This window comes from Vibrio sp. SCP2 (genome assembly GCF_059295395.1).
Window position 1 is genome coordinate 1,030,639 of sequence record NZ_JCAFVV010000001.1, and the last position, 22,124, is coordinate 1,052,762.

Genomic DNA, 22,124 nt, shown 5'->3' on the forward strand with positions numbered 1-22,124 from the left:
GCAAATGTAACTAAATGTAAATGCGTAAAGAGTGGCATTTCGCCAATCTTTAAAATCTTGCCTATGAACTTTCATCACCAAAGCAAAGCGATACGAAACCATGATCAAGAAGCCAAGTTGTTTCGAAATCGAGCGATTGTTGCTTTTGTCGCTATGGTTGCTCTGCTTGGAGTACTTATTGCCAACCTTTATCGCTTAGAAGTAAAGCAAGTCGATTACTATAAAACCCGCGCTAATGATAATCGAATTCAGGTCTTGCCTATCGCTCCAACCCGAGGGTTAATTTATGATCGCAATGGCAAAATCTTAGCGAACAACTTTCCGGTTTACGTTTTACAAATGATTCCGGAAAAAGTAGAGGATTTGAATGCCTCTTTGGATAAGCTGGGGCAGTTGGTCTCGCTTTCTGATGCTCAACGAGAAAAAATTTACAACCATCACGGTAAGAGTTTTAAACCTGTCATCGTCAAGAATGGTTTAACAGAACAAGAGGTTGCCCGATTTTCTGTACATCAATATGAGCTGCCGGGCTTTTCTATTGATGTCGAGATGAAGCGAGATTACCCATACGGTGAAATACTGACTCACGTTTTGGGTTACGTTGCCCATATTAATGACCGCGATCTCAAGCAGCTCGATGAGAGTGGCGAGCTTGCCAATTATCGGGCCACGAAAACGATCGGCAAACTGGGTATTGAAAAGTACTACGAACAGCTACTTCATGGTCAGCAAGGCTATCAAGAGGTTGAAGTAAATAGTCGCGGCCGCATTATCCGAACTATTGAGTATGTCCCACCTGTTTCAGGTCAGGATTTGGTGCTGAACATTGATATCGACTTGCAGAAGTTTGTATTCGATAAGCTTGATCATCGAGAAGGCAGTGCCGTGGTGCTGGACCCTCGTGACAATAGTGTTCTTGCTATGGCGTCTAGCCCAAGTTATGACCCGAATCTGTTTGTAGAAGGGATTTCGAGTAAAGCCTATAGTAAGCTGCTCAACGACCCATTTCATCCGTTAGTCAATCGCGCCACTTTGGGCGTGTATCCTCCTGCCTCGACAGTCAAACCCTTTATGGCAGTAGCTGGGTTAAGTGAAGACATCATTGAGCCAGATACAGTTCGTAATGATCATGGCGCATGGCGAATTCCGGGAACGACAAGACAAACTAAGGTGTGGCGAGATTGGAAACGTTGGGGGCACGGGCCTGTAAATGTCACGCTAGCGATTGAAGAGTCGGTTGATTCGTTTTTCTATCACATTGCGTATGAGCTAGGTATCGATCGTATTTCAGATTGGATGAATATGTTTGGTTTTGGTCGATTGACGGGTATTGATATTCCGGAAGAGACGCGAGCCAATATGCCAACTCGAGAGTGGAAAGAGTCCCGTTATCGTCAGCCTTGGTACAAAGGCGATACCGTGCCTATTGGTATTGGACAAGGTTACTGGACAGCGACACCTTTGCAGATAGCTAAGGCAACGTCTGTATTAGTGAATCACGGTCAAGTCATTGCGCCTCATTTGTTAAGAGCGACATTATCTCACGGTACGCCATTTAGTGAAGAAAAGCCCAAATCGACCAAGGCCGATGACCGGATTAAAGGGGTGAGTGATAAAACCTGGGACATTGCGATGAACGCGATGCGACTGGTTAACTCTGGTAGTCGAGGCTCGGGGCGTAGAGCGTTTCGAGGGGCTGATTATTGCAGTGGTGGCAAATCAGGGACAGCTCAGGTGTTTGGTTTGAAGAAGGATCAGGTCTATAACTCCAAGGAGCTGAGTTATGATCTTCTTGACCATGGCTTGTTTACTGCCTTTGCACCTTGTGATCAGCCAAGATATGTCGCCACTGTGGTGATCGAACATGGTAATGGCGGCTCAAAAGTGGGGGCTCCTTTTGTACGTCAGGTATTTGATTACCTAGATATCGCAGGAAAAAAACAGCAGAAATCGAATCACTCGTAGCGGTAAAAAGTGCTCCAATGGATAATTATGCGTATGGAAGCATAAAATTTGTGATCTTATGTTGATATGGCACTAAATCTAGTTGCGACATTTGTACGGTATCACTATATTGAAAGGGTATCCCAATAACTTAAAGGTGTAGAGAAACGAGTAAACTCCCAGAGTTAATACGAATAAACTGAACGCAAAAAGAGACACAGGGCTTAACGAATCCGTCGTTAAGAGTGCATCGAAAAACGTATAAGAACTAAGTATTTTCAAAGGCCTTTTGCTTTATCCCTCTCAAGTAGTCGCATCTTCAAGTTATCGATACTGTTTTGATAACCAAGGAGGAGGTTTGGCTATGTTATCACTAGGTTTGGTCGCTTTAGGCGTATTCGTATTCTTCTTCTGCTGGGTGGTTCAGCACGGTCTACCAGTCTTGGGTATGAAGCTCGATGAAGATGATTTATTGCTGATTTCAGAGATGTCTGGCGAAGACGTACTTGAAGCATAACGAAAAATATCACCAGAAAAGAAAGGAGCCCTAGGCTCCTTTTTTGCGTTTCAGAAGCACTACTCTCAATATGCAAATTGCGTTTTTATTCTGAGTGTATCTGTCCTGTTTTGCATCTCATTTTGAGAACCATTTGACCTAATTTTCGAACCAATGATTATCTAATTGAAACAACAAAGAAATATTCATCTGGTTGAGTATTGTTTTTTTGGCATGCACATTGCGTTGGTAGAAGATATGAACGCTCACAATGGTTGAGCTTAGATATCTTAAGGAGAACGTTATGGCTTACCTAAATCAAATGACCAATAACACCCATACCGCGAACTCTTTTGGTGCACCGTCGGGCGATGCGAGCCTACTATCAATGGTACAACGTGATTTTTCCCCATTGCTGTTTGATTCCGGTATGTTCTCGATCAGTGGAGAAAACCGTCGTCGCGTTCGTTTTAATCCTAAGAGTGTCACCGCTAAGGTAGGCACATTAGGCTCCTTAGTTATCGATGAATCTGGCCACTGGGATTACTCTGTCTATAGCATTAAAACCCAGTACTTAGTGATGGGGGAAAGAAAGATTGAAACCTTCTTCTTGCGTTCAACAGACGGTAATCGTTTTGCTGTGACGATTGTGCTTGTTGGCGCTCATGGTGGTGCTTTGATTGAAGAGTTAGAAACTACGATTAGTTTTGGCTAACGAGCGTATATTTTACTGCTGAAAATGTTGCACCACTTCGTTTTTAATAGTTTCAAAGCGCTTCGGTAGTTGGCGATGTTTTTTAGTCAAGAAGTATAAGGTCTCTACCACTTCATTACTTGGCTCGAAGATAGAAATTCGCTCACTCTCAGCAAACGAATCGAGTGCGCTTTTCGGCAAGACGGTAAATCCTAATCCATTGGCCACAGGCAACAGGATTTGGCTTAACTGATTGATGTAGCCTGTGACCGGAATATCATCGATATTCATTTTCTCCAGTTCAGACTCCCCGCATTGAGCAAAGTAAATTGAAAGGTAGTGAATCGCATCAGGGTGTTGGATTAGACCGATTTCCTTCAAGCTCTCTTGGCTTAAATCTTTGGCTGCACGCGCTTTCGGTAATAGTAAACACAGTGGCTCCTTACCTAACATTTCTGATTCAAAGCGAGAATCAGAGGGAATTTGTGTCACAATCCCAATATCTGTCACACCAGTTAGGACATCCGCAACAATTTTGTGATGAGGTGCGGCTTCTAGTCTTGGTATCAGCTGAGAGTATTTACATTGTAAATTTAGCAAATGTGGGTAGAGCAGCAGTGCTAGCGAACCAGAACAAGAAAGCGAAACGCTACCTGAAAAGGGGTCTTCCATGTTTAAAGAGTTAAGCAGTTCTGATTCTTGGCGCTCAAGCTGAATCGCATGTTGATAGACATTACGACCCGCTTCAGTGATATCAAAACTTTTGTTGTGTCTTTCGATTAAGGGGTAACCGCAAGCCTGCTCAAGTTTTTTAATGTGCTGGGTAACACCTGGCTGAGTCATAAACAGCTTCTCAGCGGTCTTTGTGAAATGACCTGTATCGATCAGAGTAACAAAGGTCTTGAGCCAGACAGGATTGATCATCACATTATTCTCATAACAAAAAATTATTCATCTGAGTCTATGCGATAACTGAAAGTTTGAATAGAAAAAGGTGAGCTTAGTGCTCACCTATTGTTTTACGCCGCGTTTAACTGTGAAGCGAGGTCACGACCATTGCCTCGATACTTGTCGATTGTTGGTGCGAAGGCTGCTGAGATATGCAAAAGGCGAGAGTCTGGATGTTCAGCAAGGTAGCGAGCTTTACCTTCCTCGCTCTCCAGCTGATCCCAATCGCGATGAATCGAACGGGCTAAATGAAGAGTGGTGGCCATTTTAGGAGAAATCTCGGCATCTCTAGGCTCGGCAAAATTTGCGATGGCATCCACCATATCATCAGGAAAGCGCCACGCTCTGGCTAGTTTGGCCCCAAGAGTTGGCGCTGTGATATCTAAGATTTCTTCTTGCACTGCGATAGCGTTTTCTCCTTCCTCTGCTCGCTGGGCAATCGTTTGTGCTTCTTCCGGTACTAAAGTGTGGATCATCAACTCGCCAATGTTGTGCAATACTCCAGTAGTGAATACGTCATTACTGTCCATGCCTGTTTCAATGGCAATTTTACTGGCAATAATCGAGACTTCGAACGTCTCTTCCCAGTACTTGTCCATATCTAATGTTTTGATTTTAGGGAAGGCGCTAGAGAGAACTGAAGCAACAACTAGGGTCCTGACTGGGCCTGTTCCAACTCGAAGTAAGGCTTCATTTATCGAAGATACACTCTTGCTTCCACCAAAGTGAGCGGAATTGGCTAAGCGTAGTAGTCGCGCGCTAAGAACTTGATCAGTCGCTATTTTATTCGCTAACAGTTTAAAGTCGACGTCACTCTTGTTGACCATATCGAGAAGCTCTTGAAGTACTTTTTGGATTCTCGGTAATTCGTTCAGTCGAGATAGTAGTGCCTCCTGGCTCATAGCTCTCTCCTTAATTCCATGTAAGCTAAGTTACTATAGTTCAGAAATTTATCCTGTTACAAAAATAAGCAATTAATGCCATATGTTCGGGCTGGGGTTTTGTTTGTTTTTTTGCAGCGACGCACCAAATATTGATGCAATAAAACTACTTTTGTTGTTATCATCTGCGGAAATAGTCGGGGAGCCTACCCAATAGGGAAAGGGCTGAGATCGCGAAGCGAGACCCGTAGAACCTGATTCAGTTAGCACTGACGTAGGGAACTATGCGCACTAATTCCATATCTCGGGTTTAGTGTACTCGCATTCGAGAGTCACTCTGTTTATGAGCGTTCTTTTGGTGGTCGAGAGTTCCTATACGTCTTGTAGTAGGAGCATCTATGCCACATTCACAAGACACAACCCCTATTGTATTAACCATTGCTGGATCTGACAGCGGTGGTGGTGCAGGTATCCAAGCCGATATTAAAGCCATCTCTGCGACAGGCAGTTACGCATGCTCCGTCATCACTGCTATCACTTCGCAAAATACACAGGGTGTCAGTGCCATTCACCCGATTCCATTAGCGCATATTGAAAGCCAGTTAGATGCGGTATTCACCGACCTGAATGTGGTTGCTGTTAAAGTCGGCATGTTGGCGGATGCGGAAATCATCAAGGTTGTCGCGGCAAAAATACGTCAATATCAACCTAAGCATCTTGTGGTTGATCCTGTCATGGTTGCCACAAGCGGTGACCTGTTATTAGAGCAATCGGCAATCTCTACGCTCAAACAAGAATTGTTACCTCTCGCTGATTTAATTACGCCGAATCTACCTGAAGGGGCTGCTTTGATTGGTGGTGAAGTCCCTCAAGATGAAGAGCAAATGGGGGCGATGATTGAGTCATTACGCGCACTTGGGGCGAAAGCGGTGTTGCTAAAAGGTGGGCATTTAGAGAAAGACCAAAACAGTAATGATCTCCTTATCGAGCAAGAGAGCAGTGAGTTATTGAGCGCCAAACGTGTCGCGACTAAAAATACTCACGGAACAGGTTGTACCCTTTCTTCTGCGATTGCTTCTTATCTTGCTCAAGGTAACCGTCTTCATAAAGCCGTGTATCTTGGTAAGCAATATATCTCTCAAGCCATTGCGCACGCCTATCAGTTAGATGTGGGTCAAGGTCATGGCCCAGTGCACCACTTTTTCTGTGGGCACACAAATGTGCGCTGAAGCGATCGGGATAGAGCTCAAGGCTTCACAGCTTCGTTACCTTGATAGCCAAACCCCGACACTAACTGGCTTAGATATGCACATCCCCGCAGGGAAGTGGACCAGTTTGCTGGGTCGAAGCGGCTGCGGCAAAACCACTTTACTGCGTTATCTTGCTGGTTTGCTTGATCACAAAGTGGAGTGGCAAGGGACGCTTAAGCTAAGCCAAGGGCAAGGCTTGCAAGACAAAATTGCCTACATGGCACAGCAAGATCTGTTGCTACCATGGCTAAATGTTATTGATAACGTCATGTTAAGCCGTCAATTTGGTGCGCAGAATATCGAGCATGACAAGGCAATTGAACTGCTCGAGCAAGTAGGGTTAGCCGCCCATATCAATACAATGCCTGCTCAGCTATCTGGGGGAATGCGCCAGCGTGTTGCTCTTGCGCGTACTCTAATGCAAGACAAGCCCGTTGTGTTGATGGATGAGCCTTTTTCCGCGCTAGATGCTGTCACGCGCCATAAGTTGCAAACCTTGTCTGCCAAGTTACTCAAGGGTAAAACCGTTGTGTTGATTACCCATGATCCCCAAGAAGCGGTACGTTTATCGGATGCGCTCTATTTGCTTCAAGGTGCGCCTGCCCATGCGCACCCCCTAGACGTTCCTGCTTCACTGCCTCCACGCGCGATAGATGGCGAGTGCGCGGCGTTGCAGCGAAATATTCTTGAACAGTTGGAGCAAGACTATGAGTAAGGTGACGAACCTAGAACTTACGCTACCCAACAAGAGAATCAAAACTCAGGTGACGCATCCAATGGTGCGTATGGCGATTAGCCTGTTGGTTATTTTGGGCTTATGGCAAAGCGTTGTGGTTTTGTTTGATATGCCAAGCTTCATTTTGCCTGCTCCGCTAGACGTCTTCGAGCGATTGATTTCACGTTTTGATGTGTTGATGAAACATACGCTCGTTACTGGGCAAGAAATTATATTGGGTTTGCTGCTTGGTCTCTCTATGGGGCTTATCTTTGCACTGCAAATGCTGCTATTTAAACCATTAAAACGTTGGCTGTTACCGATTCTTATTGCAAGCCAAGCAATCCCTGTATTTGCCATCGCGCCTGTACTGATGCTTTGGCTTGGGTACGGTATTGCGTCCAAAGTGGTGATGGCAGCCATTATTATCTTTTTTCCTGTGACCACTTGTTGCTATGACGGTTTGCGTAATACCCCGACAGGGTACCTCGATCTGGCTAAGACGATGGGAGCAAGTAAATGGCAGCTTTTAAGACACATACAACTGCCTGCTGCGCTGCCAACTTTGGCCTCAGGTATACGAGTCGCCGTTGTGATAGCACCGATAGGTGCTGTGGTCGGAGAGTGGGTCGGTTCAAGTGCCGGTCTTGGTTACCTAATGCTTCAAGCGAATGCACGCATGATCATTGATGAAATGTTCGCCGCATTGTTCATCCTCGCTCTGCTTTCCGTTTCTCTCTATTTCATTACAGACAAACTACTTAAAAAATTTATTCCTTGGGAAAATCAATAAAGAAAGGACACCTCGTGAAAATAACTAAAAAAATCAGTGCAGTGGCACTACTCACCTCATTATTGTCAGCGAATGCTATTGCAGAAGAGAAGAAGCTCACTCTAATGCTCGATTGGTTTGTTAACCCTAACCATGGGCCAATCGTCATTGCTAAAGAGCGTGGTTACTTTAAGCAGCAAGGCATAGAAGTGGAGATCCAAGAACCTGCCGATCCGAGCACGCCACCAAAACTTGTCGCTGCGGGCAAAGTTGATTTAGCGATTTCATATCAGCCAAGCTTAACCATTGATGTCGCTGCCGGTTTACCACTGATTCGTTCTGCGACACTAATTGCAACGCCGCTTAATACCTTGATGGTGTTAGATAACGGTAAAAACGACAATCTGGCTGACCTAAAAGGTAAAAATATTGGCATCGCGATTGCGGGCAACGAAGAAGCCACCATTGGCACCATGCTAGGCCAAGAGAGCGTGAAGTTTTCAGATGTGAACATCATCAATGTTGGCTGGGCGCTCTCTTCATCATTGGCATCGGGCAAGGTTGATGCGATTTGGGGAGGATTACGCAACTTTGAAACCAACCAGCTTGAACTAGAAGGTTACAAGGCGAAGGCTTTCTACCCAGAAGAGCACGGCGTGCCTGCTTACGATGAGTTAGTGTTTGTCGCTAATGCGAAAACCCATGATGCTGAAGCCATCAAATCATTCAACAAAGCATTAGAGCAAGCGACCACCTATATCGTTAACCACCCGCAAGCTTCTTGGAAAGAGTTTGTCGCGTACGCACCGGATACGCTGAACAATGAACTTAACCAACGTGCATGGAATGATACTTTGACCCGTTTTGCCTTGCGCCCGTCTGCGGTGGATCTAAAACGCTATGACGATTACGCACAGTTTATGTATTCACAAAAACTGATTGAGAATTTGCCAAAAGCGGCGGATTACGTACCGGAGTTTAACTAATGAAGTATCAAGACCTGATTGCAGCTTGTGAGTCTGATTGGCAAGAGTACACAGAGCACGCGTTTGTTCAGCAACTTGCACTGGGCACTTTGCCTCAGCCTTGTTTCTTGCATTATTTAAAGCAGGATTTCTTGTTCTTAAAGCAATATGCGCGAGCCTATGCCTTGGCCGTTTATAAAGCGCGTACCTTGGAAGATATGCGCCGTGCTTTGCCAAGCGTCCATGCTTTGCTTGATTCAGAAATTGGCTATCATGTGACATATTGTGGCCAGTGGGGGCTCACTGAATCTGACTTAGAGAATGAGCCAGAAGATTTTGGCACAGTGGCTTACACTCGCTATGTGCTTGATGCAGGAATGACGGGGGATCTGGTCGAGTTGTATGCTGCGCTTGCGCCTTGTTCGATTGGCTACGCGGTGATCGGTAAGGCCTTGAGTGAAAGTGATACGACTAAACTGGAAGGTAACCCATACCGCAGCTGGATAGAGCTGTATGGTGGTGAAGAGTTTCAATCTGGCGTTGAACAAGGTGCAGAGCATTTTAATCAATTGCTAGAAGAGATTGATATCAGTAGCCAGCGCGGCCAAAACTTGATTCAGGTGTTTAAAACGGCAACGCGCATGGAAGTGGCATTTTGGCAGCAAGGGCTAGACGTCAACATCTAATCCAACCATGATGAAAAGTAAGGGCTTGAGTGCATAAGGTATTCAAGCCCTTGTAGTTTTTGCTGATGAAATTGTTACCTCGAACGGCATAAATTGAAATTTATTGGTCAACTTTCAGGCATCTTAATCCTCGACTGCTAAGATTTTTAGTATGTTTTGAGAAATTATTGATGACCAATGCAAGTACCCGATAAGCCTGATAATGAAGCTCAGCGTCTCAATGCTCTTGAGCAGCTTGAAATTCTAGATACCGATTCTGAAGAACGTTTTGATCGTGTGACTAGATTGGCTAAAAGATTGTTCGATGTGCCTATTGCCGTCGTGAGCCTCGTGGATAGCGATCGGCAGTGGTTTAAGTCTTGCTATGGGATTGATGCGCAAGAAACTCCGCGCGACGTCTCTTTTTGTGGTCATGCTATTCTTGGCACTGATCCTTTTATCATCTCTGATGCGACTAAAGATGAGCGGTTTGCAGATAACCCTCTCGTTGTCGGTGAGCCGGGTGTGCGATTTTACGCTGGCGTTCCTCTTATCCACCATGATGACTCTATGCTTGGCACCTTGTGTGTGATTGATACTAAGCCTCGACAGTTCAATCAAGAGCAAGTGAACGACCTTGTCGATTTAGCTAAAATTGTTGAACAAGAGTTAGCGACCAGAGTGACGGCAACGACAGATCCGTTGACCCAAATATCTAATCGACGTGGGTTCTCATCGCTCGGAGAAAAGTTACTCGACTACTGCCGTTTTGGTGGTTTCCCTGTTTCTTTGGCCTATTTCGACCTAGACAATTTCAAACAACTCAATGACCAATTCGGCCATCAAGTAGGGGACGAAGCGCTTAAGCAGTTTACCCGATTACTGCAGGCTTCCTTTAGAGAGTCGGATGTTTACGCGCGTATGGGGGGCGATGAGTTTGTTGTCTTGATGTCGGGCACGACTGAAATGGTCGCGCACATCGCTATTGATCGCTTCACACAAGCAGTCGAAGCGTTTAATCAAGACTCCAGTCATGTATATCAGTTAGGTTTCAGTGTTGGTATCGCGTCGTCTAAAGTGCTTAATGAGACTACTTTGGAGTCTCTATTGAATATTGCCGACCAACGTATGTTGAGAGTAAAGGACACAAATAGAGGGTAACGTCGTCAATCAACACGAAATTTCATTAAATTGACATTGTATTGATAAATTTTCCACGCCTTCTCGACTAAAATTCAGCTTCGTTTTTAGCTGTTGTGAATCCCTATTGTGAAAAACTTCATTCAAAACAAACGTGAAGGCTTGCTCCTGCTTGTTGCCTTCTTACTTGTTGTTGCACCGATGTCGCTGTTTGTCAGCCACATTGATCTATTGAGTGAAGTATCTGATCTGAGCGGGCTAAGTTACACCTTGCTGACAGATTCAGCGGGATCAAAAGGCTTTCTGATCACTCTCTCCCTTCTTGTATTAGCTTCTTGGAAGATAGTGGGTACCAACTCACAATTGCTTAGCAAACTGGTTCAGCTTGGTATTATTTTAGTGATTGGCTTTGCGGCGAAAACGGGACTTAAGCACATGACGGAAAGCCCTCGTCCTTATACAGAGCTACTTTCGCATCAACTCTTGATCCCTCAACCCGCGCATTTTTACAAGTTAGATACCGTACAAAAAGCAGAGGTGATCAACCAAATCTCACAACAGGTGACCACTTGGCGTACTCGCCATTGGCAAGGGGAAAAAGATTACTCTTTCCCATCTGGTCACACGATTTTCGCCGCGATTTGTTTGGCTTTTTTCGGTGGTTTATTTTGGCAAAACAAACAATACGGATTGGTAGCAGTCGTCAGTGTGTGGGCAATTGGGGTCGCTTTTAGTCGATTGTGGCTAGGCATGCATCGACCGATCGACCTGGTTGGCTCAATTCTGTTTGTCGGTATGGTGTATTTGCTAATACCGAGTTTAGACAAACTGGCTAACAAAGTTTGGCCGATGATAGAGAGTCATCTATTTATAAAGGGCAAGCAAGTAAAGCGTTGAAATGAGTATTTAAACACCCAGTAATCGAGTTGATTACTGGGTGTTGTTGTATTAGGCGGTAGGGAAGCGGTTGTTTACTGGCAGGCTGATATCTTTTTTGCTTCATGTTGGATGATGTTTTGCAGCTCATCTTTTAGCTCATCAAACTGTTTTTGCTGCATCTCTTGGTGACTATCGATTTCTGAAGAGATCCAGAGCGTAGACCAGACAACACAGATCACTGTGATGATGATGTCTTTTAGAGTCACTTTGAGTTCAAAAGTCATGCTTCCTCATAATGTACACTGTTTTTTATCGGGCGTATTTTGCAGTTATTTTGGTTTGGTGTCAAATTAAAGAGAGAGTTTCTGGGGTGGTTTGTCTCGCTATCTCATCACTTAGCATTACTCGAATCTTGATATTTGTGGTGGCGGTGGAAATTGATCACCACTCAATGATTACCCTCACTTATACGAGCGATGAATCAAACAATCATTAACACATATGCATATCTGGTCGCACAAATTCACAAATTAAATGATAAAGTGTGTTGGAAATGCTTTCGTATCGAACTAATAAATGGATAATAGGGCAGATAACATAAATTGGAATGATCACAATGTCTGAAGAATCAAAGAAACTATTTGAAACCACTGTTGGTATGAGCTTTATTGCTACCCGTATGGTTCAGAACTCCATTCAAAACAAAATTTCGAAGCTTCGCGATGATGTGAATTTTGAACAAATGCTAGTACTGATGGAACTAGACTATGAAGATGGACTTCGCCCAAGCGTTATTGCTGAGCGTTTGCATCGCAGTAAAGGCACTATGACCAGTCTTATTCGCCATGCAGAAAAGAATGAACTGATTGCGAGTGCGAAAGATCCAAGCCACAAAAATGCTAAGCGACTATTCTTGACTCTTAAAGGTAAGAAGGTACACGATCAACTAGCACAGATGATTCGTGACGAAATGAGCTTTGCAACTCAAGATCTAGATGATGAAGAACGCAAGCATGTTTTCTCTGCGATGGAAAAAATCATTCTTCGTTACAAACCTGATTTTTACGAAGTGTAATAAAATAGCTTCGACTAAGGGTGCTGTTCAGCACCCTTTTTGTTGCTCGTGCATCTATGAGATGCATTGTAAGATATGATAAGCGCAAGTCGATAAGCTTATCACCAACAGCGGAAACGGAAGCTGAATAATTGTGTTCTGTTTGTTCATTATCGCGTTCTCTCTTGCCTAAATATCTTTAATGTAGACGTTGTCTATCATTATTGGAGCTAGTAACTAGCTAATACCCACTGTTAGTTCAATATTACCTTATCTAGATTAAACCATAAATCAATTCTGGTTGTTAATTTTATCATAAATGATTTTAGATGCCCTTATCTTTTCAATGCTGAGTCTAAATGCTGCAGAAATAAGCTTTTTGGATCCTATTTGGTGATATCGAATGGAACCCATTCCACATCATTTGTCTAAACAGACCACCTTATTAGCAAAAAAATGTATTATCCTTGCAAATGTATAAATAACACTAATATTAGCAATCGATTTATATTTGGTTGCGTTTGATTTTGTTGCGAGGCTTGCATGCAGGTAAAAATTCTAAAGCGTCTGATTAAAGACAAAATGTTTGGTAAAACCAAAAATACTGCGTTAGATGTTCAAGTCGCCCAAATGGCGGATGCGCGAATGGGTGCCATGTATATGTTAGCGAGTACCGAGATCTCTAAGGTTTCTGCATTCTCTAACGCTCACTTCTTCGATAACTTTGTGATTGGCTCTGAACCTTTGAGCGATCTCAAATCAGCAGCGTCTGGCCTTCTAGATAAAACCAATGCGATTAACAAGCTGCAACAAACTAAAGCCGGTAAAAAGATTGTTGGTGCAGCGAAAGTGGTCGGCGATACCGCGAGTGCAGTGGTCACCAAAGTTAAACAGGTGATTTCTGACTTTTTCCGTATGCTGATGAACAAAGCGCGCAACATTTATGGTGATTTGCTCTACGGTGTCGAGTGGTTTGCCGAGTTCGCGACGTGGATGACTGGTGAGTTTGCCGGTAACTTCTCAAGCTTTATTCCAGGCTGGGGCTACGTTCAGAGTGCTTCCGATATCTACTCGGGTGTAAAACAAGCGGTATGTAAATCTAAAGATCTCATCACGCAAGTGTATGCAGGCCGTGGTGTTGAACTATTGGGCGGTCACCCAAGTATTATTGCCAATGCATTGGCTCGCCATTCTGCAACAGGTGCGTTAGGCGGAATTAAAAACGCAGCAGTTGGTATCACTAAGATAGGGCTAGAGGCTGCGGGGGATGCGTTTGCTGGCGTGGGCACATTAGTGAGCGTGTTAACTGGATTGTTTGAGCGTATCGTCAAGCTGGTGGATTACATGATCCAACGCTGCTTAGTAGGTAAGGTACTTAAGCGCGCTAAGAAAGAATGGTCTAATCGTAATGCCAACGGTAGCTTAGTTCAAAACCACAAGATGTTTTCTGAGTGGTTCCAAAGTGCAGTGATCACCACGCCTATTATTGCGGCTCTGGTCATGGGCAGCGGATTTGTCGCCCACCCCTATAAGTTTGCCCAGTTGCTGACGCCAAAGCTTGAGGTTATCTCGCAAGGGGAGTTTGACAAAGCGGTGGTTTACATAGACAAGTTGAAATCCCTTTCAAGCAAATACGTTCAAGAATATGTCGATAGCTACAGTGTGGACTTCACCAGTTCTGATGGCGTCATTACTGCGCGCTTAAATGAACTTAAAAAGGGTAAAGGTATATTGGACGGTCACGAATTTGTTGTGAACAAAGCAACGCCTTAGCCACCTTGATTAATTAGCCATATCAAATTTTGGGTTTGATATGGCTTTTTAGCGTACAGCACAAATCAAAGATCGCGCATCAAGGTTTCAAATTCTTCACTCGCTTGGTCGATTAAGCGATTTATCTCTTCTGCATCTTTATTGTCTAACTCTAGCTGCCACGGCTTCTTATTTTGTTTGCCACATAATCGTGTGTGACCACCGACTTTTTGAAATGACAGTTCACTAAACTCTGCTTGGTGGTGCTGCTTGTTTTCCATGATCTCTACGTCAATCAGCCCGATAGGATTAATCTCAACATGGGCATGGGAGTGGTTCACATCGATTAGTTCGTATTCTCTATGTACTGAAATCACGGCTTTCTCCTTACTCTAGTCACTGACGTTTTAAACAAGTGTAGGCGATCAAATTTGAATGATTAGTGAAATAAATAAGAATATTGATGCAGGTTAATTTCTACCCGCTTTTACCTGAGTAAAAACTTATTAGCTGCTCTTCTATAGCGTCTCTCGCCATTGAAACCGCGATCGGTGGTGTTCTCGAATAGGGGTGTAGGGCGTAAACATTCGTACTAGGAAGTGCATAGTCAGGTAAACAAGGGGAGAGCTGCGGGTATCGAGGAAGAACAAACTCAGGCACGATACCTATCCCCATACCTTGAGCGATCATGGCAGCCACTTGATTAATGGTATTTACTCTGTGCTTGGCGAGGAAACGGTGTTCAATGACCTCTCCAGTCGAATTGGAGTGCATTGTGTGAGTGATCTGTTTGCCTTGCCAATGGTTGGCGATGTAGCTGGCGTCTTTTAAGGCTGTTTTGCAAGAGGCTTGCTGGCACAAGACGTCGCGAAATGCGCCTATTTTTCTTTGTTTATAACTGCTGTCGCCAGATTCTCCGACTCGAATAGCGAGATCAATATCGTTTTGCATCAAGTCTAATTGATCATCGTCCGCCCTGATATTGAGACAAACCTGAGGATAGGCCGCAAATGCGCGTGCCAATGCAGGAGTAATCACAGTTTCTACTAATGCATGGGGAGCCGTAATGGTGAGATTGCCGGATGGAGTCTGATGAGTTTCTCGCATCTCGTCCCATGCTTGGTCGACAATCTTGTTCATCGCTAAGCAGTGCTGGTAGAACATCTCTCCTTGTACAGTCAGGCTTTGCTTGCGAGTGGTACGTTTGAGCAAAGTAGTGTCCAGTTCGCTTTCTAGCTGTTTGAGAGCGCCACTAAGCACTGATTTGGAAAGTTCTAGCTTTTCGGCTGCCTTTGAAATTGACCCACAATCAACAATGTACATAAACAGGGTCATTTGGCGGTGTTTGTTCATTCTATTGTTCTCTAAAGCCGAACAGTAATTTCTAATTTGTTTGTTTTTGCGTGTTAATCATAGCACTAAACTGAGCGTATTCATTGAGAGGAGAATAGAAATGAGCCAAGCCGTATTAGAAGCCTGTCAGGCAGGTATTGCCGCGTGGAAACACGCTTTTAACAATCAAGATGCAAAAGGCTGTGCGGAGCAATACCAAGAAGGCACGATTATGCATGCTAAGCCTTTTGGCCGTTTTGAAGGTCGAGAGCAGATCCAAGCTTTTTGGCAAAACATCATGGACCAGGGTTTCAGTGACGTTGCATACACAGACACAAGGTGGGAAAAAGTGGATGAGAGCAATTACATCCTTACGTCGAAGTGGACAATGAACAAAGCGTTCGGTGTGGTTCACAAGGAAGTATGGACAATTCAAGATGATGGTAAGGCTCGCTTAACTTACGACGAGTTTGAAGTACAAGGTGAACGTTAGTATCTATCAGAATGAATATCTGAACATCGACTTATCCCGATAGCAAAAAAGTCAATTTAGTGAGATTAAAGCATCACACCACTGAATTGGCTTTTGTTTTATTTTCCAGTCTTAAATTTGATTTAGAATTCATGCTCTAAACTAAAGTTGTATTAACATTTTTGTAACCCCCATTAATGTGCCATGATAAAATTCAAACGTTTATTACCCGATAGGAGCCAATAATGTTTGAAGTTGTGCCTCGTAATGATCAACGCACTCCTCTGTCACTGATGAATGATCATCTTATCTCGTGCCCTGATGATCCGTGGACAACCTGTCCTTGGGTTCAAGTCGGCAGGCTTTATCTTTCCGTTACTCAGACAGCCAACTCTTCTTGGCCTACATTGGCTCGACACCTCAACCATCCCGGAGGGTATGTCGTATTCTCAGGTCGACATGGTACTCAAGCAGGTCAAGCCGTTGATTCGAGTACCGGCCAGTTCAATAAAAAGTACGTCATTGAAAAGCAGTTTTATCTCGATGATTTAAAAGCGGCCCAAGAATTTGGCAGCAAAGTCGAAGTTGTGGATGTCGCGACACTCAATACGACAGAAAAACTCAAAAGTGCAACCTTAGGTAAAATAAGCCAAGGTAAAGTGGTGATTTATGCTTGGTGTCATTCGATGTTCTCAATGATGGACCATAACGAGGATATGTATGACGATATCTACAATAAAAGAAAAGGCGCAGGTCCTTTGCGAAACTATGTCGTAGAATCACGTGCAATGACGTTGGTGAATCAATCTGTCCGCGCACTCTCTACCGAATGGTACAGTTGGTCTAACGATTAAATATCTACTCAGGCTCCGAAGTAAAGGAGCCTGACTTTCCTCTGGGTTTTCTATCCCATTGCTATATACGTTCCTCTCCTTTTTGTTTGATAAAATTATATTATTGTTTTTATAATTATTGATAATTTCGTTTAATCAACATCAGTGCATACACTCTCTCCATCGAAACAAAACATCGCACTAATTCTGGAGAAAGTTATGAAAATGAATCACGTTGGTATCATGGTGGGTGATATGGACAAAGCGGTTGAGTTTTACACTCAAGCGTTAGGCCTGAGGATTGTTATGAATAACACTAAAGTCGTTGAAGAGCGCGAAACGGCTATTGGTCGTATGTGTATCGCCGTATTCGGTGAAGGCTTTAAAGGCTTTAATATCGCTCACCTAGTGACAACAGACGGTATCGGTGTGGAGCTGTTTGAGATGAAAGAGCGTCAAGAGCGCCATGAGGTCGACTTCTCTCGTTTAGGCATCTTCCACTTCTGTCTACAAACGGATGACTTTGAAGGTGTAATGGAGAAAGTCGAGCAGTTTGGTGGCAAAGTACGTATGGACGTGATGCGCTACCATCCAGAAGACGACAGCAAGCCAGCGAAAATGGTTTACCTAGAAGACCCGTTTGGCAACCTGTTTGAGCTTTACTCTCACACCTATGAAGAGACTTACGCGTCAGACTACGAGTAATAGATTCCAAACTAAAAAAGGATTGGCACAGATGCCAATCCTTTTTATATGACGATGTCCTATTTACTGCGTCATCATCGCTGTTTTATTGGTGACAACCATAGACAAGATGTCACGATCTGCGGAATCTGCTCCATAGCCGTACGATTTCACTGCCCAAAATCCACCTTGTTCGGCAATCAATCTCCAATCCCATTGATAGCCATCTTCAAATTCTAAATGTAAATTGCCGTTGTCTTGGAACTCCCAAGTGATGTTTTCGGTGCTACCTTTATCCATTTTTGTGTATGCGCCGGTCCCATCATCATTTAAGACCATTTTGCGTTTCTTCTTACCGTTGTTGAACGAAAACACAAGCTCTTGCCCTACGACCATATCATCAGTAAAGATTTCGTAACCGCCACAGTCCATAACGGCTTGCTCAAATTTTTCGTGGGTATAAGCAGCTCCTGAGCCATCGCCAACCTTACACAGATTTGATTTTATTGCTTGTTCTTCTGGAGAAGATGTAGATTGGCAGCCTGCCAAAAAGGCGATAGAGAGTAGCGACACTGACGTTAAGATCTTCATAGTTAACCTCTTTCCATAATTGATAATATGCGCATTGTGAATATGTGCCAGTTAAGAACAGGTCATAAACTATGAATCGTCAAATTGGTGTGCAAAAGGTGATAACTGAATGCGGTTTATATCGAACGCATGCATAAAAAAGGCTCGAAAATTCGAGCCTTTTTAGCACAGCGGTGGTTAACCAAAGATGAAGCTATAGAGAAAGCCTGCGCCTATCGCCATGCTGAGAATGACAACTAGGAAGGCAGCAATCATCTGATTTTTGAATATAGACTTAAGCAAGATTACCTCGGTCAAACTTGCTCCTGCACTACCGATAATCAGTGCCATCACCGAGCCTAATGCCATCCCTTTTTGTACTAATGCTGCGCTTAGTGGAATGACCGCTTCGGCGCGAATGTACAAAGGAATACCAATAATGGCTGCGACTGGAATGGCGTACCATTTTCCTGCCCCTGCGTACTCAGCGATAAGCTCAGTAGGGATAAAGCCGTAGATAAATGAACCAATAGCAATACCTAGCATTAAGTAAGGGAAGACCTGCTTAAAATCTTTCCACGTTGAGTGCCAAATCTTGATCCAACGGTTTGGCTCTTTGTTCTCGACCACTGTCGCCGTGGCTGTGCCGTCAGAAGAGCAGCATGACACTTCAACTTTGGTTTCGCTGCCACAAGCCGCTTCTTTTGCTGCAATCGGTGCAGTCTCACCGCAACTCGTTGTCGCACATGACGATACTGCTTTTACTTCAGGTTTACTCTCACCACAGCTTGCGCCACAACTTGAAGGTTGTGCCGCTTGGTATGCTTCTGGTTTTACATAGCGTTCAAAACCGAGTTTTTCTAGCGAATAGCCCGCAACCACTGACACCAACATAGCAATAGCAAAGTAGAACAGCGCGACTTTCCAACCAAAGGTCACGACGAACAAGCCGATGATGACCGGGTTAAGTAGTGGGCTACCAAATAAGAACACCATCATTGGGCCAAACCCTGCTCTGGCTCTGAGTAGACCTTTTAAGAAAGGTATCGTGGAACACGAGCAAAATGGTGTGATCGCACCAAGTAGTGCAGCGACAACATAACCTTTGCCATTGCGCGAACTTAGGATCGATTGGATCTTCTCTGGGGTTAAGAACTCTTGTAGTACACCAACAATGTAGCTAATGGCCAAGAACAGGATGATCAGTTCGGTGGCTAAAAACGCGAACATATCGAGAGCTTCACTCGCCATGGTCATAAAATCGTTATTCATCATCATTGACTCCAAAAATTATTTCGATTTTTCTCGAATTATAGAAGTGAGAAAAAAAAGATCAATAAATATTTCTATAAAAATCGAAATAAAATGCAAAGCTATTGTTTATCAGATAGATAAGTTTAAGTGAGCTAAACGGAACTAAAATCAATCAACAGATTTTAATTTTAAGACCAAAAATGATTGGCTTTTGGCCGAAATGAACTCTTAATGTCGCCAGTTACTCTATTTTTGTAACTAATTTGATGTGAATATGATTTTGTATACGTCTGGTTTGCGCTATTTTAGCTTTCAAGTTCGTTTGTGAAACTTTGGTGCTATTGTTGATCAATATTCGGTGGCAAAGATCGCATGTTATTACCATCCCATAAATGTTATAATATAACATTAAGTTCTGATTTGTTTGTTTTATGAAGCTCGTTCGTCCCATATTAGTTGCGGTTGCGATCACCGCCTTTTCTCTCTCTGCTGTGCTGACTTTCAAGTCTGAGTCGAAGCGTGAGCCTACTCCGATCAAAGTGACGGCCTATCAGCCGCAAGAAAATACGACTCCCGCTCCTCAGCAGTCGTCTGAAATTCGTGCTCACTACTTTGTTAAAGTGGGGGATACCTTAAGCACGATATTTTCGGCATGGAACATACCTTACGACACGCTGCAAAGCATTTTAGAGGCCGACCTAGAATCGCTGAAGTTAGATACCATTAAGCCGGGGGATCACTTAGAACTCGTGCTTGATAGCAATACTAAACAGCTCGCGACCTTGATCTATCATCAAAGTTTGGTCGAAAGGGCAGTGTTTAGTCGTGAGGAAGACAATAGCTTTAGCTACCGTTTTGTCGAAGAAGCGGGTGAATGGCAAGAAAAACTCTATTCGGGTGATATTCAAGGCAGCTTTTCGCTATCGGCTTACCGTGCGGGTTTAACACCAAATCAGATTGCCAACATTACCCGCGTATTGCGTGACAAAGTAAACTTCGCCAAAGAGCTGCGCGCAGGGGATCGTTTTAATGTGTTGGTTAAAGAACAATACCTAGGTAGCCATCTAACGGGTAATACCGAAATTCAAGGTATCGCGATTTATCTTCGCGGTAGAGAAGTTGCCGCTTTCCTAGCGGAAGATGGTCGTTTTTACGACAGACAAGGTAATAGCCTAGAACAAGCCTTTGACCGTTATCCGGTCGCAAAGCAATATCGTCGTATCACGTCACCATTCAACCCACGACGAAAGCACCCTGTGACGGGGAGAGTGACTCCGCACAATGGTACAGACTTCGCTACTCCTGTCGGAGCACCTGTTTACTCAACGGGGGATGGTAAAGTGATTGCGGTACGTAACCACAAATATGCGGGTAAGTATCTAGTGATCGAGCACAACAGCGTTTACAAGACGCGTTACCTTCATCTGCACCGCTTTCTGGTCAAGAAAGGCCAACACGTTAAACGTGGTCAGAAAATTGCGATTGCAGGTGCGACGGGTAGGATCACTGGGCCACATTTGCACTTTGAAGTCTTAGTGCGCAACCGAGCGGTAGACCCAATGAAAGCCAACCTTCCGCTCGCTAGCTCAATTTCAAAGCAAGATAAGCCAGCATTTTTAGCGCGTATCTCTGAGTTTGATAGCTTAGTGAAAGGTGAACAAAGTGCCACAGCCTCAATTAAATCACAGGGTGAACCAAACAGCCGCTAGTCCTTTCGTTCTTCGCATAGTCGAGCGAAATTCACCAATACGCGTTGTGCCTCATCAGCAGGCACAACCTGCTGTATTTTACGGCTAACAACCTCTTCCCCTAGCTCATCTTTAAAGTTCTCAAGTACATCGAGCATGATATCGGCGGTAAATTCGGGGTGAAATTGTACGCCCCATGTGCACTCTCCGACACGAAACGCGTGGTTCTGATCAAGATTACTTTGTGCTAATCGAACCGCTTGTGTTGGTAATGTAAGTACAGATTGAAAATGGACGGCTTGAGCGTGGAACTGTTCTGGCAGTTGGCTAAGTAGTGGATCGTTGTTACTACTGGTCAAACGCGAGATATCGACTGTACCGACTTCAAATCCGTTTGGGTTGAAGTCGACTTCACCACCAAAAGCGTAGCTGATAAGTTGGTGACCAAAGCAGATGCCCAATGTAGGAACATGAAACTCTGAGAGCTGCACAATTTCTGCTGCAAGCCGCTTCATCCAGTTGGTTTCTTCTGTCACCATGGATAGCGAACCCATAATGATAACGCCTGCGAGCAAGTGCGGTTTTGGCAGTGGGTTAGCGATTCCATTGTGAAACTCGATCTCAAGCGTGGTAGCGCCAATGGCTTGCTTGGCCCACAGTTCAAAATCACCAAATTTGTTCAGTTGGCTTTCAGGAGCTGAGCCCACATTGACAATCAATAGCTTTTTCACAATCTACCTCGAATAACATCCATGTCACTTGGCTAAGTTATAGAATTGGAAGTTCGATGGCAATGGATAGGGAGCAAAGAAAAACCGGAACAGCAAGCTATCTGAGGGAATAGATTGGTTCCGGTTGTGGGCATTCGCTTTGCGATTTGGGGAATAGCAAAATGAACCCTTAAGTCGAAATCGGTTGGCAACAATTAGCTTTGGAGAACAATGTCATCGTCTTCTGTAGTAAACAATACGGCTTTGTTCTGCTCTATTAATCGAACAGCCGAAGAAGGCGTTACTGCTTGAACTTCCCCCTTAGCTTTAAGCGTCAGGGACTCCCATACTCTGTCTTTATATTTGCCTGTTTGCGTGTATTGGATCAGTACTTTCATTGATTTCTCGTTCACTCCTGTAGCACGT

The 22,124-nt window shown here is 44.1% G+C and carries 25 protein-coding genes and 1 riboswitch; of the genes, 16 read left to right on the forward strand and 9 right to left on the reverse strand.

Going from position 1 to position 22,124, the window contains the following annotated elements:
- Positions 1–63 precede the first annotated feature (63 nt).
- The 3 genes from mrdA to AC5O63_RS04975 all read left to right on the forward strand — a co-directional run bounded on the left by mrdA (position 64) and on the right by AC5O63_RS04975 (position 3,155).
- Entirely contained in the window at positions 64–1,965 is a 1,902-nt protein-coding gene (mrdA, locus tag AC5O63_RS04965) for a penicillin-binding protein 2 (RefSeq protein WP_494504122.1), read from the forward strand.
- A 337-nt stretch (positions 1,966–2,302) separates the two neighbouring features.
- On the forward strand, positions 2,303–2,461 hold the full coding sequence (locus tag AC5O63_RS04970) for a hypothetical protein (RefSeq protein ID WP_154662709.1): 159 nt from the start codon (positions 2,303–2,305) through the stop codon (positions 2,459–2,461).
- A gap of 283 nt (positions 2,462–2,744) precedes the next feature.
- The gene (locus tag AC5O63_RS04975; RefSeq protein WP_494504123.1) at positions 2,745–3,155 is read left to right on the forward strand and encodes a VCBS domain-containing protein; all 411 of its coding nucleotides are present in this window, start codon (positions 2,745–2,747) and stop codon (positions 3,153–3,155) included.
- 12 nt (positions 3,156–3,167) lie between these two features.
- Here AC5O63_RS04975 and AC5O63_RS04980 read toward each other — a convergent pair whose 3' ends face one another.
- Positions 3,168–4,058, reverse strand: a complete 891-nt coding sequence (locus tag AC5O63_RS04980; protein ID WP_494504573.1) for a LysR family transcriptional regulator — start codon at positions 4,056–4,058, stop codon at positions 3,168–3,170.
- A 95-nt stretch (positions 4,059–4,153) separates the two neighbouring features.
- A complete protein-coding gene (locus AC5O63_RS04985) occupies positions 4,154–4,984 on the reverse strand; it encodes an HDOD domain-containing protein (protein ID WP_494504124.1) in 831 nt (276 codons plus the stop codon).
- Between the two features lie 167 nt (positions 4,985–5,151).
- A riboswitch (TPP riboswitch) is annotated at positions 5,152–5,261 on the forward strand.
- A 100-nt stretch (positions 5,262–5,361) separates the two neighbouring features.
- Between AC5O63_RS04985 and thiD the strand changes: the two genes are divergently transcribed.
- The 7 genes from thiD (at position 5,362) to AC5O63_RS05020 (ending at position 11,367) form a co-directional block, all read left to right on the forward strand.
- A complete protein-coding gene (gene thiD, locus AC5O63_RS04990; RefSeq protein WP_494504125.1) occupies positions 5,362–6,192 on the forward strand; it encodes a bifunctional hydroxymethylpyrimidine kinase/phosphomethylpyrimidine kinase in 831 nt (276 codons plus the stop codon).
- Entirely contained in the window at positions 6,182–6,928 is a 747-nt protein-coding gene (locus tag AC5O63_RS04995; RefSeq protein WP_494504126.1) for an ABC transporter ATP-binding protein, read from the forward strand. Before thiD ends, AC5O63_RS04995 begins: the two co-directional genes overlap by 11 nt.
- On the forward strand, positions 6,921–7,721 hold the full coding sequence (locus AC5O63_RS05000; RefSeq protein WP_367939197.1) for an ABC transporter permease: 801 nt from the start codon (positions 6,921–6,923) through the stop codon (positions 7,719–7,721). The genes AC5O63_RS04995 and AC5O63_RS05000 overlap by 8 nt, the downstream gene beginning before the upstream one ends.
- A gap of 14 nt (positions 7,722–7,735) precedes the next feature.
- On the forward strand, positions 7,736–8,686 hold the full coding sequence (locus AC5O63_RS05005) for an ABC transporter substrate-binding protein (protein WP_494504127.1): 951 nt from the start codon (positions 7,736–7,738) through the stop codon (positions 8,684–8,686).
- Entirely contained in the window at positions 8,686–9,351 is a 666-nt protein-coding gene (tenA, locus tag AC5O63_RS05010) for a thiaminase II (protein WP_494504128.1), read from the forward strand. The genes AC5O63_RS05005 and tenA overlap by 1 nt, the downstream gene beginning before the upstream one ends.
- A 177-nt stretch (positions 9,352–9,528) precedes the next feature.
- Positions 9,529–10,491 carry a sensor domain-containing diguanylate cyclase gene (locus tag AC5O63_RS05015; RefSeq protein ID WP_494504129.1) on the forward strand — a complete coding sequence of 321 codons (963 nt, stop codon included), beginning with the start codon at positions 9,529–9,531 and terminating at the stop codon, positions 10,489–10,491.
- A 108-nt stretch (positions 10,492–10,599) separates the two neighbouring features.
- Positions 10,600–11,367, forward strand: coding sequence for a phosphatase PAP2 family protein (locus AC5O63_RS05020; RefSeq protein WP_494504130.1), 768 nt, complete (start codon positions 10,600–10,602; stop codon positions 11,365–11,367).
- Between the two features lie 74 nt (positions 11,368–11,441).
- Here the strand turns inward: AC5O63_RS05020 and AC5O63_RS05025 are convergent, their stop codons facing one another.
- The gene (locus AC5O63_RS05025; protein WP_494504131.1) at positions 11,442–11,633 is read right to left on the reverse strand and encodes a hypothetical protein; all 192 of its coding nucleotides are present in this window, start codon (positions 11,631–11,633) and stop codon (positions 11,442–11,444) included.
- Positions 11,634–11,965: 332 nt separating this feature from the next.
- Here AC5O63_RS05025 and AC5O63_RS05030 point away from each other — a divergent pair, with 332 nt between their 5' ends.
- Positions 11,966–12,424 carry a MarR family winged helix-turn-helix transcriptional regulator gene (locus AC5O63_RS05030; protein WP_494504132.1) on the forward strand — a complete coding sequence of 153 codons (459 nt, stop codon included), beginning with the start codon at positions 11,966–11,968 and terminating at the stop codon, positions 12,422–12,424.
- 522 nt (positions 12,425–12,946) lie between these two features.
- Complete coding sequence (locus tag AC5O63_RS05035; RefSeq protein WP_069668672.1) at positions 12,947–14,176, forward strand: hypothetical protein; 1,230 nt, start codon at positions 12,947–12,949, stop codon at positions 14,174–14,176.
- A gap of 65 nt (positions 14,177–14,241) precedes the next feature.
- Here AC5O63_RS05035 and AC5O63_RS05040 read toward each other — a convergent pair whose 3' ends face one another.
- Both AC5O63_RS05040 and AC5O63_RS05045 read right to left on the reverse strand, forming a co-directional pair.
- Positions 14,242–14,532, reverse strand: a complete 291-nt coding sequence (locus AC5O63_RS05040) for a hypothetical protein (RefSeq protein ID WP_171320296.1) — start codon at positions 14,530–14,532, stop codon at positions 14,242–14,244.
- A 100-nt stretch (positions 14,533–14,632) separates the two neighbouring features.
- On the reverse strand, positions 14,633–15,508 hold the full coding sequence (locus tag AC5O63_RS05045; protein ID WP_494504133.1) for a LysR family transcriptional regulator: 876 nt from the start codon (positions 15,506–15,508) through the stop codon (positions 14,633–14,635).
- 100 nt (positions 15,509–15,608) lie between these two features.
- Between AC5O63_RS05045 and AC5O63_RS05050 the strand changes: the two genes are divergently transcribed.
- The 3 genes from AC5O63_RS05050 (at position 15,609) to AC5O63_RS05060 (ending at position 17,497) form a co-directional block, all read left to right on the forward strand.
- Positions 15,609–15,980, forward strand: coding sequence for a nuclear transport factor 2 family protein (locus AC5O63_RS05050; RefSeq protein ID WP_494504134.1), 372 nt, complete (start codon positions 15,609–15,611; stop codon positions 15,978–15,980).
- 224 nt (positions 15,981–16,204) lie between these two features.
- Positions 16,205–16,813 carry a hypothetical protein gene (locus AC5O63_RS05055; RefSeq protein WP_004747318.1) on the forward strand — a complete coding sequence of 203 codons (609 nt, stop codon included), beginning with the start codon at positions 16,205–16,207 and terminating at the stop codon, positions 16,811–16,813.
- Between the two features lie 198 nt (positions 16,814–17,011).
- Complete coding sequence (locus AC5O63_RS05060; RefSeq protein WP_494504135.1) at positions 17,012–17,497, forward strand: VOC family protein; 486 nt, start codon at positions 17,012–17,014, stop codon at positions 17,495–17,497.
- Between the two features lie 63 nt (positions 17,498–17,560).
- Here the strand turns inward: AC5O63_RS05060 and AC5O63_RS05065 are convergent, their stop codons facing one another.
- Entirely contained in the window at positions 17,561–18,067 is a 507-nt protein-coding gene (locus tag AC5O63_RS05065; protein ID WP_171320292.1) for a hypothetical protein, read from the reverse strand.
- A gap of 177 nt (positions 18,068–18,244) precedes the next feature.
- Positions 18,245–19,318, reverse strand: a complete 1,074-nt coding sequence (locus AC5O63_RS05070) for a permease (protein WP_494504574.1) — start codon at positions 19,316–19,318, stop codon at positions 18,245–18,247.
- Positions 19,319–19,731: 413 nt separating this feature from the next.
- Between AC5O63_RS05070 and AC5O63_RS05075 the strand changes: the two genes are divergently transcribed.
- On the forward strand, positions 19,732–21,009 hold the full coding sequence (locus AC5O63_RS05075; RefSeq protein WP_494504136.1) for a peptidoglycan DD-metalloendopeptidase family protein: 1,278 nt from the start codon (positions 19,732–19,734) through the stop codon (positions 21,007–21,009).
- On the opposite strand, the gene AC5O63_RS05080 is transcribed toward AC5O63_RS05075, so the two are convergent.
- Positions 21,006–21,719, reverse strand: a complete 714-nt coding sequence (locus AC5O63_RS05080; RefSeq protein ID WP_494504137.1) for a glutamine amidotransferase — start codon at positions 21,717–21,719, stop codon at positions 21,006–21,008. The genes AC5O63_RS05075 and AC5O63_RS05080 overlap by 4 nt on opposite strands.
- A 194-nt stretch (positions 21,720–21,913) precedes the next feature.
- On the reverse strand, positions 21,914–22,096 hold the full coding sequence (locus tag AC5O63_RS05085) for a hypothetical protein (RefSeq protein WP_239825026.1): 183 nt from the start codon (positions 22,094–22,096) through the stop codon (positions 21,914–21,916).
- Between the last annotated feature and the right edge of the window lie 28 nt (positions 22,097–22,124).

Excerpts from the sequence above, each read along its gene's own strand:
- mrdA (WP_494504122.1), top strand. The coding sequence starts at position 64 with ATGAACTTTCATCACCAAAGCAAAGCGATACGAAACCATGATCAAGAA.
- AC5O63_RS04975 (WP_494504123.1), top strand. The coding sequence starts at position 2,745 with ATGGCTTACCTAAATCAAATGACCAATAACACCCATACCGCGAACTCT.
- AC5O63_RS04980 (WP_494504573.1), bottom strand. The coding sequence starts at position 4,058 with ATGATCAATCCTGTCTGGCTCAAGACCTTTGTTACTCTGATCGATACA.
- AC5O63_RS04985 (WP_494504124.1), bottom strand. The coding sequence starts at position 4,984 with ATGAGCCAGGAGGCACTACTATCTCGACTGAACGAATTACCGAGAATC.
- thiD (WP_494504125.1), top strand. The coding sequence starts at position 5,362 with ATGCCACATTCACAAGACACAACCCCTATTGTATTAACCATTGCTGGA.
- AC5O63_RS04995 (WP_494504126.1), top strand. The coding sequence starts at position 6,182 with ATGTGCGCTGAAGCGATCGGGATAGAGCTCAAGGCTTCACAGCTTCGT.
- AC5O63_RS05000 (WP_367939197.1), top strand. The coding sequence starts at position 6,921 with ATGAGTAAGGTGACGAACCTAGAACTTACGCTACCCAACAAGAGAATC.
- tenA (WP_494504128.1), top strand. The coding sequence starts at position 8,686 with ATGAAGTATCAAGACCTGATTGCAGCTTGTGAGTCTGATTGGCAAGAG.
- AC5O63_RS05015 (WP_494504129.1), top strand. The coding sequence starts at position 9,529 with ATGCAAGTACCCGATAAGCCTGATAATGAAGCTCAGCGTCTCAATGCT.
- AC5O63_RS05025 (WP_494504131.1), bottom strand. The coding sequence starts at position 11,633 with ATGACTTTTGAACTCAAAGTGACTCTAAAAGACATCATCATCACAGTG.
- AC5O63_RS05030 (WP_494504132.1), top strand. The coding sequence starts at position 11,966 with ATGTCTGAAGAATCAAAGAAACTATTTGAAACCACTGTTGGTATGAGC.
- AC5O63_RS05035 (WP_069668672.1), top strand. The coding sequence starts at position 12,947 with ATGCAGGTAAAAATTCTAAAGCGTCTGATTAAAGACAAAATGTTTGGT.
- AC5O63_RS05045 (WP_494504133.1), bottom strand. The coding sequence starts at position 15,508 with ATGAACAAACACCGCCAAATGACCCTGTTTATGTACATTGTTGATTGT.
- AC5O63_RS05050 (WP_494504134.1), top strand. The coding sequence starts at position 15,609 with ATGAGCCAAGCCGTATTAGAAGCCTGTCAGGCAGGTATTGCCGCGTGG.
- AC5O63_RS05055 (WP_004747318.1), top strand. The coding sequence starts at position 16,205 with ATGTTTGAAGTTGTGCCTCGTAATGATCAACGCACTCCTCTGTCACTG.
- AC5O63_RS05060 (WP_494504135.1), top strand. The coding sequence starts at position 17,012 with ATGAAAATGAATCACGTTGGTATCATGGTGGGTGATATGGACAAAGCG.
- AC5O63_RS05065 (WP_171320292.1), bottom strand. The coding sequence starts at position 18,067 with ATGAAGATCTTAACGTCAGTGTCGCTACTCTCTATCGCCTTTTTGGCA.
- AC5O63_RS05070 (WP_494504574.1), bottom strand. The coding sequence starts at position 19,318 with ATGAATAACGATTTTATGACCATGGCGAGTGAAGCTCTCGATATGTTC.
- AC5O63_RS05075 (WP_494504136.1), top strand. The coding sequence starts at position 19,732 with ATGAAGCTCGTTCGTCCCATATTAGTTGCGGTTGCGATCACCGCCTTT.
- AC5O63_RS05085 (WP_239825026.1), bottom strand. The coding sequence starts at position 22,096 with ATGAAAGTACTGATCCAATACACGCAAACAGGCAAATATAAAGACAGA.